The organism is Streptomyces sp. NPDC017529 (assembly GCF_044329785.1).
Classification (GTDB): domain Bacteria; phylum Actinomycetota; class Actinomycetes; order Streptomycetales; family Streptomycetaceae; genus Streptomyces.
Map to the genome: position 1 here is coordinate 20,926 of NZ_JBIRJY010000018.1, position 13,817 is coordinate 34,742.

At 70.0% G+C, this 13,817-nt stretch carries 12 protein-coding genes and 1 tRNA gene; 8 read left to right on the forward strand and 5 right to left on the reverse strand.

All coding sequences use genetic code 11. From position 1 onward, the window contains the following. The first annotated feature begins 81 nt into the window (after positions 1–81). The 5 genes from ACH4K4_RS31175 (at position 82) to ACH4K4_RS31195 (ending at position 5,521) form a co-directional block, all read left to right on the forward strand. Positions 82–1,176 (forward strand): N-6 DNA methylase, encoded by a 1,095-nt coding sequence (locus ACH4K4_RS31175; protein ID WP_398171850.1) that lies wholly within the window; start codon positions 82–84, stop codon positions 1,174–1,176. Beyond that, the gene (locus ACH4K4_RS31180) at positions 1,173–1,964 is read left to right on the forward strand and encodes a phosphoadenosine phosphosulfate reductase (RefSeq protein ID WP_398171851.1); all 792 of its coding nucleotides are present in this window, start codon (positions 1,173–1,175) and stop codon (positions 1,962–1,964) included. The genes ACH4K4_RS31175 and ACH4K4_RS31180 overlap by 4 nt, the downstream gene beginning before the upstream one ends. Positions 1,965–2,073: 109 nt before the next feature. Then, the gene (locus ACH4K4_RS31185; RefSeq protein WP_398171852.1) at positions 2,074–2,775 is read left to right on the forward strand and encodes a hypothetical protein; all 702 of its coding nucleotides are present in this window, start codon (positions 2,074–2,076) and stop codon (positions 2,773–2,775) included. Between the two features lie 57 nt (positions 2,776–2,832). After that, positions 2,833–4,374: a ParB/RepB/Spo0J family partition protein gene (locus ACH4K4_RS31190; protein ID WP_398171853.1), complete on the forward strand. Its 1,542-nt coding sequence runs from the start codon at positions 2,833–2,835 to the stop codon at positions 4,372–4,374. 118 nt (positions 4,375–4,492) lie between these two features. Beyond that, entirely contained in the window at positions 4,493–5,521 is a 1,029-nt protein-coding gene (locus ACH4K4_RS31195) for a YgjP-like metallopeptidase domain-containing protein (RefSeq protein ID WP_398171854.1), read from the forward strand. Between the two features lie 300 nt (positions 5,522–5,821). Here ACH4K4_RS31195 and ACH4K4_RS31200 read toward each other — a convergent pair. Beyond that, positions 5,822–5,895 (reverse strand) — tRNA-Thr (locus ACH4K4_RS31200). Between the two features lie 178 nt (positions 5,896–6,073). Between ACH4K4_RS31200 and ACH4K4_RS31205 the strand changes: the two genes are divergently transcribed. The 3 genes from ACH4K4_RS31205 to ACH4K4_RS31215 all read left to right on the forward strand — a co-directional run bounded on the left by ACH4K4_RS31205 (position 6,074) and on the right by ACH4K4_RS31215 (position 8,681). Further along, positions 6,074–7,210 (forward strand): ABC transporter ATP-binding protein, encoded by a 1,137-nt coding sequence (locus tag ACH4K4_RS31205; RefSeq protein ID WP_398171855.1) that lies wholly within the window; start codon positions 6,074–6,076, stop codon positions 7,208–7,210. Between the two features lie 295 nt (positions 7,211–7,505). Continuing rightward, complete coding sequence (locus ACH4K4_RS31210; RefSeq protein WP_398171856.1) at positions 7,506–7,925, forward strand: hypothetical protein; 420 nt, start codon at positions 7,506–7,508, stop codon at positions 7,923–7,925. 30 nt (positions 7,926–7,955) lie between these two features. Continuing rightward, a complete protein-coding gene (locus tag ACH4K4_RS31215; RefSeq protein WP_398171857.1) occupies positions 7,956–8,681 on the forward strand; it encodes an NDP-sugar synthase in 726 nt (241 codons plus the stop codon). Between the two features lie 147 nt (positions 8,682–8,828). Here ACH4K4_RS31215 and ACH4K4_RS31220 read toward each other — a convergent pair whose 3' ends face one another. The 4 genes from ACH4K4_RS31220 to ACH4K4_RS31235 form a co-directional block, all read right to left on the reverse strand. Next, entirely contained in the window at positions 8,829–10,493 is a 1,665-nt protein-coding gene (locus tag ACH4K4_RS31220) for a DoxX family membrane protein (RefSeq protein WP_398171858.1), read from the reverse strand. 163 nt (positions 10,494–10,656) lie between these two features. Further along, entirely contained in the window at positions 10,657–11,613 is a 957-nt protein-coding gene (gene rlmB / locus ACH4K4_RS31225) for a 23S rRNA (guanosine(2251)-2'-O)-methyltransferase RlmB (RefSeq protein ID WP_398171859.1), read from the reverse strand. Between the two features lie 253 nt (positions 11,614–11,866). Continuing rightward, on the reverse strand, positions 11,867–13,261 hold the full coding sequence (gene cysS / locus ACH4K4_RS31230) for a cysteine--tRNA ligase (protein ID WP_398171860.1): 1,395 nt from the start codon (positions 13,259–13,261) through the stop codon (positions 11,867–11,869). Positions 13,262–13,351: 90 nt separating this feature from the next. Next, on the reverse strand, positions 13,352–13,756 hold the full coding sequence (locus ACH4K4_RS31235) for a PPOX class F420-dependent oxidoreductase (protein WP_398171861.1): 405 nt from the start codon (positions 13,754–13,756) through the stop codon (positions 13,352–13,354). Positions 13,757–13,817: the final 61 nt, after the last annotated feature.

Below are 13,817 nucleotides of genomic sequence, written 5' to 3' on the forward strand. Positions count from 1 at the left end.
GGGAAACCTCCAACCCTGGCCCGTCCCGCACCCGCGGGGCGGGCCGCCGCATTTTCACCACCCCGACAGATTCGGACCCTCATGACGCAGCAGCTCGACCTCTTCGCCGACCTCCAGCCGGCCCCCATGGCGCCGCAGGCCAAAGCTCCGGCGACCTTCGCCGCAAAGCCCAGCCGCAGCACCACTCCGCCTTCACCCGCGCCGCGGCCAGCCAAGAAGCAGCCCAGCACACCGGCACACCCGCGCACCATCAGCGTCCGCCCCGCGAGCGACCCCCACGCCCAGGCCATGCAGATCGGCGAAGCCGTCGCCGGCGCCTGGCATCGGCAGCACGGCGGCAACCACACGCACGTACCGATCGGCATTGTGGCCGCCCTCGGCCTGATCGGCCAAAAGGACCCGAACGGGCCCGACCTCGCAACGCAGATCCTCAGCCTTAATGACACGAACCTGATCGGCATGTACCGCGAGATCTGGTCCACTCACTGGATCCAGCGCCCCGACCTCATCGACCGGGCCCGCATCCTCCACGAGTGGCTGAACGACACGGACGTCGACAAGAACCGCATATCCGCCGTCCGCGCCGTCACGGAAGCGGCCCTGAAGAACGGCCTGCTCACCCTGACCGGGTACACCGACCCCTACCTGCGCTCCATGACCGACGTGCTCTCGCCCGTGATGATGCTGCTGCGAAGCCGTGGCGCCCAACAGGGACTCGGCGAGTTCCACACCCCGGCTTCCGTCGCGGAAACCATGGCTGGCCTCATAGGCTTCAACGCCCTGGACACCCTGATGGCCGACACCGAGACCGGACGCCCGCAGCCAGGCCAGCACATTCACGACCCGGCCGGCGGCAGCGGCGGCCTGCTGCGCGCCGCAGCACAGAACCTCCGCGAAAGGAGCCTGGATCCCGCCGACTTCCAGTGGTCGATGTGCGATATCGACGAGATCGCTGCCGCCTGCGCCGCCGTCAACGCCATCATCTGGGGCCTCGGCCCCCGCGTCACGGTGGCTTGTGCCGACACCCTGGCCAACCCCAGGGCCATCGAGGACGCCGCCGTACACGCCCGAGCCGTGATCGAACACCGCAACTCCGTACTGGGCCAGGCGAAACTCGTTGCCGCCGTCGGGATGGCTCAGCGCCTCCTCGACCAGGCCCCGGAGTACGCCGCGTGAACGTGATCAGCTACGGCGGCGGAGTACAGAGCACTGCGCTCATGGTCTTGGCTGCCCGTCGCGAGATCCCTTACCACGCCCTGCTGTTCGCGAACGTGGGTGACGACAGCGAAGACCCGGCGACGCTGGAGTATGTACGGCATGTCGCGAGACCGTACGCGGCAGCCAGCGGCCTTGACCTGCACGTCCTGCATCGCACACTGCGCGCCGGCGGAACGGAGACACTGTGGGGCCGGATGATGCGCAAGGGCTCTCGCGCCCTACCCATACCCATCCGGATGTCCAACGGCGCTCCTGGCACGCGGGGCTGCACTCGGGACTTCAAAATCTGGGTCACCGGCAAGTGGCTCAAGGCGAATGGCGCGACACCCAGCAACCCGGCGACAGTCGCCGTCGGCATCTCGCTCGATGAGATCGCCCGGGCGACCAACCGGCGGGTCGAGCCGTACGAGCAGCTGGTCTACCCGCTGCTCGACCTCAAGCTCCGTCGGGTCGACTGCCAGCAGATCATCGCGGACGCAGGCCTGCCGATGCCGCCGAAGAGCGCCTGCTGGTTCTGCCCGCTGAAGTCGCTAGAGAACTGGAAGGAGATGCGTCGCGACCGTCCGGGGCTGTTCCTGCACGCCTGCTGCCTTGAGGAATCGCTGAACGAGACGCGGCAGTGGGGCGGCAAAGGCGACGCAGTGTTCCTTACCCGAACCGGCCGGCCTCTGCTCGAAGCGGTCGAGGCAACACAGGAGGAGTTGCCCTTTGATGTGGGCTGCGACTCCGGCTGGTGCATGACCTGACCCCCGACTGACCTGCACCTTCGCAGTTGACGCCCCCCTTAGCCATAGTAGAATTTAGTTACCGGGTTGAGGGAAAACCACAACCCCACACCTCTTGGAGAAACCCACCGTGACCACCGAAACCGCCCAGAACCCCGCCACCGACGCCGACCAGGACACCACCACCGAAGCCGACCAGGACACCACCACCGAAGCTGCCCCCTTCGAAATCTCCCTCATCGACCTCTACCTCCTGGCCGACCTGATCATCGAAAAGCTCGGCGACGGCTGGCACAAGGCCGACGACTCCATCGACCCAGAAACCATCCACTTCGCCCACCAGGACGGCCGCACCTTCGGCATCCGCCGCCTGTGGAACGGTTCCGCCGCCCAGACGTTCGCCCGCGGCCCCGAGAAGACCGGCCCGCACTACAACGCCGCCTGCCACTTCACCACCGTCGAAGCACCCCTCGACACCCTCCTCAACACCCTCCACCTGCGACTCTTCCCCGTCTTCCAAGGCCACCGTGCCAAGCTCCGCTACGACGGCACCCGCATCCCTGTCACCACCGCCGACAAGCCCGCGCCGCAGCAGCCCGCCCAGCCGGAGGCTCCCGCCGCGACAACCAGCGAGCCGGCCGCAGGGAAGACCACCGTGAAGAAGTCGCCCGCGAAGAAGGCCGCGCCGTCCAAGCCCGCGCCCAAGGCCGCCGCCAAGAAGCCCGCCCCGAAGCGGGCGGCGAAGAAGGCCCCGGCGACCGCGCGACCCAAGTCCGCCGCGGCGCAGCCCAAGCGCAAGGCCAAGCCGAAGGCCGTACCGGCCGCCGCCTGACCCACACGCGCAGGGGCGGGCGCCACCGCCCGCCCCTCTTCTCACCACGGAGCTCCCATGACAACCACGACCACCCTCACCGCACCGGACAGCACCGACACCATCGCCGCGCAGCCCGCCTTCGAAGGGCGCTTCGCCTGGGTCGATCCCTACGAACTCGTCGTCGACCCGTACAACCACCGCCAGCACCGCTCAGACGACGAGCCGGACGGAACCGAACCCGACGCCGACCTGATCGCCTCCGTGGAAGAGGTCGGCGTGCAGAGCCTGGTCCTCCTGCGTCCACAGACCGGGGACAACGAAGGCAAACTCGGCATCATCTTCGGGCAGCGTCGCTGCAAGGCAGCGATCATCGCCGCCGACAAGGCCAAGGACGAGGGCCGCACCTACATGCTCGTTCCCGCCTTGATCCGCGACGACCTTCGCGGCGTCGATGACGAGGCGCTGACCCTGTCAGTCATCGAGAACAAGCACCGCCGGGACGCGCACGCCCGCGACTACGTCGAAGCCGCCCGGCAACTGTCCCTGATGCCGCTGCCCCAAGCCGCAAAGGAACGTCACGCACGCGCGCTCGGCCTGTCCGCCGCCGAGCTCACCGCCGCCGACAAGGCATCGAAGCTCGACGACAAGAGCCTCAGCGCCGCGGTCGCTCACGACTTCGACCTGGTGGAGCTGGCCGATTTCCAGGAAGTCGCGCACATCAGCAACGCCCGCAGTCGCCTCGAAGCGGCGAAGGCCCGGGACCGCAACGACGGCGCAGGCACGCGCGGCCACTGGGCCCACGCACTCCAGTGCCTCAAGGACGAGGCGGCCGAGAAAGCCAAGCGCGCCCAGCTCAAGCAGGACCTCGCCGCCGCCGGCGTCACGGTAGTGGACTGGGACTGGCGGTGGCACGAGACTCCCATGCGCCCCCTCAAGGATCTGGTAACCCCCCTCGGAACAGCCATCACCGCCGACCAGCACGCCCGGTGCCCCGGACACGCCGCCACCCTCAACCCGTTCAAGCCCACGGTGACTTGGCTGTGCACCGACTGGCGAGCCCGCCAGCACAAGCTGAGCCCCGAAGCGTCCGGGTCGGCAGCACCGGACGCCGCGGAAATGGCGGAGAAGCGACGCAGGACCATCCGCTACAACGCGGCCTGGCGCCAAGCCCGCCCTGTACGGCAGGAGTTCATCGCGAATCTGTGCACCCGGCCCGGCGACGCGACCGACGAAATCTGGAAGTTCACCCTCAGCACCATCACCGGGACCTCCGCCATGTACTCCCAGTACATCGCACGCCACCGCACCGACCTCATCTCGGCCTTCCTGAAGATCAAAGACCCCAACCACGACAGCGAGCCGTGGCGGCGAGTCGAAGACCCCTTCGGGCCGCTCATCATCCGTACCGGAGCAACCGGACGCTGGAGGCTGCTCTTCGCCCAGGTCGCCGCGGTGTACGAGCATCAGGCCATGTCCGATCAGGCGTGGCGGAGCCCGGTCAGCAAGGACACCACCAACTGGCTGGCCTTCCTCCAGCGCCAGAAGTACGCACTCAGCGACATCGAAGCCGAAGTGCTCGACTCCGCACGTGAACGGCCGTCCAGTTCCGCTGCCTGACCAACTACAGCGCAGCACATCACCACACCCCGCCCACTGCAAACCCCCGGCCCCACCCTCGCCCATAGTAGAAGACCACCAAGAAGGCGGGGTGGTGCCGGGCCAGCCCGAAAGAACCATGCCTCAGCACCAGCGCACCCTCCTCGTCGGCGGCACCGCCGTAACCGTGCGAACCAGTAACCGCACCACCCTCGGCCTCGACGTCACGAAAGCGGGCGGCATCGTCGTCCGCGGCCCCCACCACACCACCGACGCCGAAGCAACCGCCCTCGTCGAACGCCGCCGCCGATGGATCTACCGACAGCTCAATCACCTCGCCGAGACCTCCCCCCACGCCCCCGTACGGCACCTCGCCGACGGGGAGCAGTTCACCCTCCTCGGCCGCCGGCACCGATTCCGCATCGTCCCCGACGACGCACTGACCACCCCCGCCACACGGCAGGAAGACACCGAATCAGGTGCCACCGTCCTCATGCGCCGCACCACATCCATAAACCTGGACAAAGCACGGCGAGAGCTCATCAATCTCCACGTCAAAACCACACAGGAATGGCTAAAAATCTACGGCCCGCATATCACCCGATACGCCAACACACCAGACATGACACTCAGCGCATCCTCCCGCCTCCGCACCACATGGGCCCGACACCACCCCGACCGCGGCCTCACCCTCCACTGGGCCACCGCCCAACTACCTACCCCCCTTCTCCGCGAACTCCTCCACCGCACCCTCAACCTCCACACCGTCGCCGACACCCACCAGCTCGACCGCGAGCTGCGCAACCTCTGGCTCGGCGACCTCACCCACCGCCCCCTCCTGCTCCCCCAGTCGGCCCCGAACGCCGCCTGCCCCGTCTGCTCCACACCTCCCGGCGCCCTGCACGCCGACCACTGCGACATCGCCCGCTGCGCCCTCACCGGCCGCCAGCGCGACACCTGTCACCCTGCAAACGTCTGCAACACCACCTGGACCGGCCAGTACCCCGGCATAGCCGAATGCACCGAATACGGCTTCTACTACCGCCACGGCCCCAACGGCTACGAACCCTGCAACGCCGACGACCCGGACGCTCACCACGACCTCAACCGCCTCTACGCCGAATGCCGCTGGGACATCGCCACCCAGCGCATGGTCCTCCCGGCATGATCTGACTCCACGAGAACCCTCGTCTGCCCGCATCTGACCTTGGGGGCGCGCGGCTTTCCTCAGTCGTCCGCGAATGCCCTCAAAAGGCACTGACACGGCGCGACTCTCAAGACCCAGCAGGCCGCCGGACCGCGCTTGCTAGCTCGACAGAGGCCCAGAAGAGCGGGGCCACGGCTCCCCCGCACCCGGATTTCGCGCTGTCCACGGTTTGTCCACGGACGGGCTTCAGAGAGCAAAAACGCCCCTCCGGAAGACCTTCCGGAGGGGCGTTCTCAGTGCGTTTTACCTGGTCAACCGTAGAGCCCCCTGTCGGATTCGAACCGACGACCTACGCTTTACAAGAGCGTTGCTCTGGCCAGCTGAGCTAAGGAGGCGTGCCTGGTGAAGTGTACCCAGGCAGGCAGCCTACCTGTGCGCGTTATCTCGTGACCCGCGGGCTACTGACACCGGGCGCCGCCGCGGGTACCGTCACGGTCAGTCCACAGCAGTGGACTACACCACTCCTTTTACTCGGATCGTCCGGCACGTTCCTGCCGGTGAAGGGACACCACCATGGCTACGGTCACGTACGACCAGGCAACCCGTATCTACCCGGGTTCCGAAAAGCCCGCCGTCGACAAGCTGGACATCGAGATCGAGGACGGCGAGTTCCTCGTCCTGGTCGGCCCCTCCGGGTGCGGGAAGTCCACGTCGCTGCGGATGCTGGCGGGGCTGGAGGACGTCAACGACGGCGCGATCCGGATCGGGGAGCGGGACGTCACCCACCTGCCGCCCAAGGACCGGGACATCGCCATGGTGTTCCAGAACTACGCCCTGTACCCGCACATGACCGTCGCCGACAACATGGGCTTCGCGCTCAAGATCGCGGGCGTCAACAAGGCGGAGATCCGGCAGAAGGTCGAGGACGCGGCGAAGATCCTGGACCTGACCGAGTACCTGGGGCGCAAGCCCAAGGCGCTCTCCGGTGGTCAGCGCCAGCGGGTGGCCATGGGTCGCGCCATCGTGCGTGAGCCGCAGGTGTTCCTCATGGACGAGCCGCTGTCCAACCTGGACGCGAAGCTGCGCGTGCAGACCCGTACGCAGATCGCCGGCCTGCAGCGGCGGCTCGGGATCACCACCGTGTACGTCACCCACGACCAGGTCGAGGCCATGACGATGGGCGACCGGGTCGCCGTCCTGAAGGACGGGCTGCTCCAGCAGATCGACTCGCCGCGCAGTATGTACGACCGGCCCAGCAACCTCTTCGTCGCGGGCTTCATCGGGTCGCCGGCGATGAACCTGGTCGAGGTGCCGATCACCGACGGCGGTGTGAAGTTCGGCAACAGTGTCGTGCCGGTCAGCCGCGAGGCGCTGGCTGCCGCCGCGGACAAGGGCGACCGTACGGTCACGGTCGGCGTCCGTCCCGAGCACTTCGACATCGTCGAGCAGAACGGCGGCGCGGCGAAGTCGCTCTCCAAGGAGGCGGCGGACGCCCCGGCGGGCCTCGCGGTCACCGTCAACGTCGTCGAGGAGCTCGGCGCCGACGGGTACGTCTACGGCTCCGCCACCGTAGGCGACGAGGCCAAGGACCTGGTCGTACGGGTCAACGGGCGGCAGGTGCCGGAGAAGGGCGCCCAGCTGCACGTCGTACCGCGGCCGGGTGAGACGCACGTGTTCTCCACCTCCACGGGCGAGCGGCTGAGCGACTGAGCAGGTTGGGCGGCTGAGCGGCGGCGCGGCGACTGGGCGGCGGCTGAGCGGTTCAGTGGCTGAGTGACCGCGTGGTTCGTACGGGCGGCGGTGTCGGTTCACAGGGGCCGGCGCCGCCGCTTCGCGTGCTGGGGGTGAGTGCCGTAACCGTCGTACGCAGCATGTCGACAAATACCCCGGCAGACCCGTCATTTCGATCCTGTACGTCAACATCACAAGCGATTCCCGAGCGAAAACATCCCTCGATTCGGTGACTAAATGTCGCCAAATCATCACTACTCGCTACCATCGCCCCGTGAACTCCGCAGCCCGCCGTATCGGCCGAACCCTCGCCCTTGTCCTTCCCGTCGTCCTCGTCCTGTCCGGGACACTCGCGGTCACCCGCGTCCCGTGGGCGTCGCCGGGGACGGACAAGCAGATGCTGACCGCGTCCTCCGGGAATGCCTCCACCAAGGCCGGTTCCCGGGCTCCGCAGGACGTGCTCCGCGACCGGCTCCTGGTGGAACTCCAGGACAAGAACCCCGGTGTCGCCCTCACCCACCTCCAGGAGGAGACCACCAAGCGCCCCTCGCTGGCCAAGCACTGCGTGGCCATCGCGCGTGCCCTGGGCCGTGCCGCGGTCGCCAAGTACGGCGGTGCCGCACACCGCGCGCAGGCCTGGTCACGGCCGGTCTGCGATACGTCGTTCGCCACCGGCGTCGCCTCCGTCCAGTGAGCCCGGCTCGCACCGCATAGGGTGCGAACCATGACAGCCCCGTACCCGCACCCCACGCAGGCCGTGGTCCTGGCCGGAGGCCAGGGTTCGCGACTCCGCCCGTACACCGACGACCGTCCCAAGCCGATGGTCGAGATCCCCGGCACCGGGACCCCGATCATCGGCCACCAGCTCGCCTGGCTGGCAGCGGAGGGCGTCACGGACGCGGTGGTCTCCTGCGGCCACCTCGCCGAGGTGCTCCAGGACTGGCTGTCCCAGGCGCAACTTCCCCTGAATGTCACGACCGTTGTCGAGACCGAGCCGCTCGGTCGCGGTGGCGGTCTCAAGTACGCCGCCGCCTCGCTGCCCCGGCCGGAAGAGCCCTGGTACGCGACCAACGGCGACATCTGGACCCGTTTCTCGCTGCGCGAGATGGCGGACTTCCACCATGAGCGCGGCGCGGACGCCACGCTCGCGCTGGCCAGGCCGCGCATTCCGTGGGGCGCCGTGGAGACCGACGAGTTCGGCCACGTCCTCGACTTCATCGAGTCGCCGCCCTCCCCTTATCTGATCAACGCGGGTGTCTACGTCTTCTCCGCCGCCTTCACCGGGCTGCTGCCCGCGCGCGGGGACCACGAGCGCACCACATTCCCCCGGCTGGCCCGCGAACGGCGGCTGGCCGGCTTCCCGCTGCCGAACGGCGCGTACTGGCGAGCCATCGACACGGCCAAGGACCTGACCGAGGCCGCCAAGGAACTCGGCGCGCGGAACGGCTGACCGCCCCGGCCAATCCCGGCCATCCCGGGCGCCCCGCCCACCCCCGCACCCCGCACAGCGGAACGCCCCCACAGCCTCAGCTGTGGGGGCGTTCCGCGTCTCGCACCACGGCCCCCAGGAACGCCTCAGCGCCCCTGGGAAGCCCCATCACCCCAGTAGCCCACCCAATGTGCTCCCGCGCCCCCGGGAGCCGCTGCTGGAGCCGCCCGAACTTCCGTCGCTCGTGCCGCCGTTGGTGCCGCCCGCGGTACCGCCGACCGCCGACGGCGCCTGCGGTGTGGTCGCCGGCACCCGGGCCGGTGCGGACTGCCGCGGGGGCGTGCCGCTGGACGAGCGGCCGGGCAGCTGCGCCGAACCGGACACGCTGCCGGTCGCGCGCGCCGTGCCGGGAGCCGGCGCCGTCGGGCTCTGCGACTTCGGGGAACCCGCCTTGCGCGAGGCGCCGGCCGACGGCTTGCCGGCCTGTTTCGGCTTCGTGCCGGGGCGCCCCGGGCCGTGCTGCGCCTTCGAGCCGCCGGGCTGCGACTGCTGCGGCAGCGGCGAGCCGGGCAGGTTGTTCGTCGCGGGCTCGCCGGGCTTGGGCACGGACGGTACGGAGGCGGACCGTACGGCGCCGCCCAGCAGCGAGCCGACCAGCAGCGTCAGGCCGGCGACCACGGCCGTCAGCACCGCGCCGCGGCGCAGCACCCGGCGCCGCAGGTCCCACAGCTCGACGCGCGGGCCGAGCCGCCGCCACGCCTCCCCCGTCAGCCGGGCGTCCACCGAGTAGACCGGCGCGCCCGCGATGACCAGCGGGCTCCAGGCGGCGAGGTAGATGATGTCCGGTGCGTCGTAGACCGGCACGGTGCGCCAGCTGACCGTCATCAGGAGGGCCGCGGAGAGCAGCGCGCCGAACGACGCGGCGACCCGCTGCCACAGCCCGCACATGGTCAGCACGCCGACCACGACCTGGAGGAAGGCCACGGTCAGCCCGGCCCCCACGGGATGCGAGAGCGCGAAGTCGCGCAGCGGCGCCACGAGCGTCCAGGGATCGAGCGACCGGAGCCACTTCACCATCGAGCCGCGCTCGCCGCCGTCGAAGTAGACGGGGTCGCAGAGCTTGCCCATGCCCGCGTACACGCTGATCAGGCCGAGGAAGACGCGCAGCGGCAGCAGGACGACGCCGAGGTTCATCCGGCGGCCCGGGTAGTAGGCGTGCTGCCGGACCGTGTCGCCGCCGCGCCGCTTGGGCCCGTCGCCGTACCGCTCGTACGCCGCCGGCTCCTCGTCCGCATACGGGGGCTCGTCGTCGTAGTGGTCGTAGGCGCCGGTGGTCGGCCGGACGCCCTTGAGCAGGGTGGTGTCCGCGTCCACGGGGCCGCGCTGGCCGATCACGGTCGAGGCCGGGCCGCCGGTTCCGGTGCCGGTTGCGGGCGGCTCCTCCTCGTCGATCCGGACTCTGGGCAGGACCTGCGTCGTGGTGCCGGCTTCCTCGCTCAGGTCGCCGGTGACGGTGGTCCGCCCCGAGTTCCGTACGGCGTGCAGGAGTTGGCTGGTGGCGGCGGTCGTGCCGCCCGGCGCGGTGCGGCCGCTCCACACCACGGGCGCGCGGCGCCTGCCGCCCGCCGGCTCCCGCACCACCGGGATGCGCGCGGTGTCGGCCATGGCGCCGCTTGTGGCGGACGCGGCGAGCTGCACGCGGAAGCTGGCGTGATTGACAATGACCTGCGCGGGATCGCACGGCACCTTGACCGAGCTCAGGACCGGCTCGTCATCGAAGCCCGGCGAGCGTCCCCCCGTAGGTGTGCGGGGTGTTCTGGTGTCCACGCTCATCTAACCGAGTGACCCGCGTTTAAGACACTGCCTTGACCCCGCCGATCTGTCCGAGACCCGTCAAAGGATCACGGGAGCGAGGCCCGGCGTACCCGCGATCACCGCCTTGGCGGAGGCCCCGGGCACGCCGCCCGGGGCCGTCGGCTCCGCCGCCCGCACCGCCTCAGGCGCGCCGCCGCGCCGCCTCCCACAGCACCACGCCCGCCGCGACGCCCGCGTTCAGCGACTCGGCGCCGCCGGGCATCGGGATGCGTACGCGTACGTCGCAGGTCTCGCCGACCAGCCGCGACAGGCCCTTGCCCTCGCTGCCCACGACGATGACGACCGGGCCGTCCAGCGCCTCCAGGTCCTGCAGCTCCAGCTCGCCGTCGGCCGCCAGGCCCACGACGGTCATGCCCGCCTTCTGGTAGCCCTCCAGGGCACGCGTCAGGTTTGTGGCGCGGGCGACCGGCGTACGGGCCGCCGTGCCGGCCGAGGTCTTCCACGCGCCGGCCGTCATGCCGGCCGCGCGGCGCTCCGGCACGACGACACCGTGCCCGCCGAACGCGGCGACGGACCGCACCACGGCACCGAGGTTGCGCGGGTCGGTGACGCCGTCCAGCGCGACGATCAGCGGGTCCTCGCCGTCGTCGAAGGCGGCGGCCGCCAGGTCCTCGGGGTGCGCGTACTCGTACGGCGGCACCTGGAGGACGAGGCCCTGGTGGTTGAGGCCGTTGGTCATCCGGTCCAGTTCGGGCCGCGGCGCCTCCATCAGGTTGATGTTGCCGCGGTCGGCGGCGAGCTGGAGCGCCTCGCGCACCCGCTCGTCGTTCTCGATGAACTGCTGCACGTACAGCGTCGTCGCGGGCACACCGTCGCGCAGCGCCTCGAAGACCGGGTTACGGCCGACGACCAGCTCCGAGGTGCCCTTGGCGCCGCCGCGGCGCGGGGCCGGGCGCCGGTTGGCCGCCTGCTTGGCCTTCGCGTTGGCGAGGCGGTTCTTCACATGTCCCTTGCGCGCGGACGCGGGCGGGGTCGGGCCCTTGCCTTCCAGGCCCCGGCGCCGCTGGCCGCCACTGCCGACCTGCATGCCCTTCTTGTTGGACGTGCGGCGGTTCCTGCGCTGGCTGTTGCCGGCCATGGGTCACCTGTCTCTTCACTGCTCTCGACGTCTCGCGACGTGGAGTGGATACGTACGTACGGATGTCTGTCTGATGTGTGTCTGCAAGAAGTGTCGCCCGGAGGCCGCCGGTACTGCCAACCGGCACCCGCCGGTACGGGCACCCGGGCACCGCGCGGTACGGCGGCCCGCTGCCCTGCGGCACCGGGAACGGCCTCGGCCGGCCCCGGTCACCGGCTTCGGCCGGGCTCCGGGGACGGCCGGGGCCGGTGGTTCAGGACAAGGACCAGCGCGGGCCCGAGGGGGTGTCCTCGATGGCCAGGCCGGACTGCTGGAGCTGGTCGCGGATGGCGTCGGCGGTCGCGTAGTCCTTACGGGCGCGGGCCGCCTGGCGCTGTTCGAGGACCAGCCGGACCAGCGAGTCGACGACGCCGTGCAGGTCCTCGCCGCGGTCCGTGTCACCGCCCGCCCACTGGTCGTCCAGCGGGTCCAGGCCCAGCACGCCGAGCATGGCGCGGACCTCCGCCAGGCGAGCGACCGCCGATTCCTTGTCGTCGGCCGTCAGCGCGGAGTTCCCCTGGCGGACGGTGGTGTGCACGATGGCGAGCGCCTGCGGGACGCCCAGGTCGTCGTCCATCGCCTCGGCGAAGGCCGGCGGCACCTCGGCGGCGGGCTCGACGGTCCCGGCCTTCTCCACCACTCGCTGGACGAAGCCCTCGATCCGCGCGAACGCGGACTCGGCCTCGCGCAGCGCTTCCTCGCTGTACTCGATCATCGAACGGTAGTGCGGCGTGCCCAGGTAGTAGCGCAGCACGATCGGCCGCCAGCGCTTGACCATGTCGGAGACCAGCACCGAGTTGTCCAGCGACTTGGACATCTTCTCGCCGCTCATGGTGACCCACGCGTTGTGGCACCAGTAGGCGGCGAAGTCGTCACCGTACGCCTTGGCCTGCGCGATCTCGTTGTCGTGGTGCGGGAAGATCAGGTCGACGCCGCCGCCGTGGATGTCGAAGGCGGTGCCCAGGTACTTGTGCGCCATCGCCGAGCACTCCAGGTGCCAGCCGGGACGGCCGCGGCCCCACGGGGTCTCCCAGCTCGGCTCGCCCGGCTTCGCCGCCTTCCACATGGCGAAGTCGCGCGGGTCGCGCTTGCCGGTCTCGTTGTCGCCGGAGGGCTGGAGCAGGTTGTCCAGCTCGTGCTTGGAAAGCTCCAGGTAGCCCGGGAAGGAGCGCACGTCGAAGTAGACATTGCCGTCCGCCGCGTAGGCGTGGCCGCGCTCGATCAGGCCTCGCATCATCTCGATCATCTCGGGGACGTGGCCGGTGGCGCGCGGCTCGTACGTCGGGCGCAGGCAGCCGAGGGTGTCGTACGCCGTGTTGAAGGCGACCTCGTTCGCGTAGCCGATGGACCACCACGGGCGGCCCTGCTCGCCGGCCTTCTTGATGATCTTGTCGTCGATGTCCGTCACGTTGCGGACGAACGTCACGTCGTAGCCGCGGTGCAGGAACCAGCGGCGCATGATGTCGAAGTTCAGCCCCGACCTGATGTGCCCGATGTGCGGGGCGGCCTGCACGGTCGCGCCACACAGGTAGATCGAGACACAGCCCGGCGTGAGCGGGGTGAAATCACGGATCTGCCGGGCGCTGGTGTCGTACAGGCGAATAGTCACGCGTCAAGGGTAGTCGGAATCAGGCAGTGCCCCGCGACCCCCGGGGGAACGGGAGTCGGAAGCGTGACACTCGGCGCGGCGCGGGGCGGCTCAGAGGCGGCCGACCACCTTGTGCGGGGTGACCCGCACGACGACCCGCTCCCCGTTGTCCGGCACGCCGGGGTCGAACTCCGCGTACGCCATCCCGGTGTACTTGCGCGACAGCTCGCCGATCAGCTCACGGCCGCCCTCGGTGACCAGCTCGGCCGAGCCGCGTATCCCGGAGTAGGTGTACGGCGCGCCGGACGGCCGCACCAGCACCGTCACGCGGGGGTCGCGCCGCGGGTTCTGCACCTTGCGGCAGCCGTCGGTGGTGCAGAAGAGCACGTCGTCGCCGTCCCGCTTCACCCGGACCGGGGACAGATGGGGGCTGCCGTCGGGCTGGACCGTCGCCGTGGTCACGAAGACCGGACCGTCGAGGACGTTCTTCGAGTCGTCGGACAGGGCGGCTGGCACGGTGCGTCCTTCCTGCGAGCGGGCGGAACGGCGGGGCGGCGGGTTACCGGCTACGGCCGAC

Coding starts and splice junctions, on each gene's coding strand:
- ACH4K4_RS31190 (WP_398171853.1), top strand. CDS start 2,833: ATGACAACCACGACCACCCTCACCGCACCGGACAGCACCGACACCATC.
- ACH4K4_RS31205 (WP_398171855.1), top strand. CDS start 6,074: ATGGCTACGGTCACGTACGACCAGGCAACCCGTATCTACCCGGGTTCC.
- ACH4K4_RS31175 (WP_398171850.1), top strand. CDS start 82: ATGACGCAGCAGCTCGACCTCTTCGCCGACCTCCAGCCGGCCCCCATG.
- ACH4K4_RS31220 (WP_398171858.1), bottom strand. CDS start 10,493: ATGAGCGTGGACACCAGAACACCCCGCACACCTACGGGGGGACGCTCG.
- ACH4K4_RS31215 (WP_398171857.1), top strand. CDS start 7,956: ATGACAGCCCCGTACCCGCACCCCACGCAGGCCGTGGTCCTGGCCGGA.
- ACH4K4_RS31195 (WP_398171854.1), top strand. CDS start 4,493: ATGCCTCAGCACCAGCGCACCCTCCTCGTCGGCGGCACCGCCGTAACC.
- rlmB (WP_398171859.1), bottom strand. CDS start 11,613: ATGGCCGGCAACAGCCAGCGCAGGAACCGCCGCACGTCCAACAAGAAG.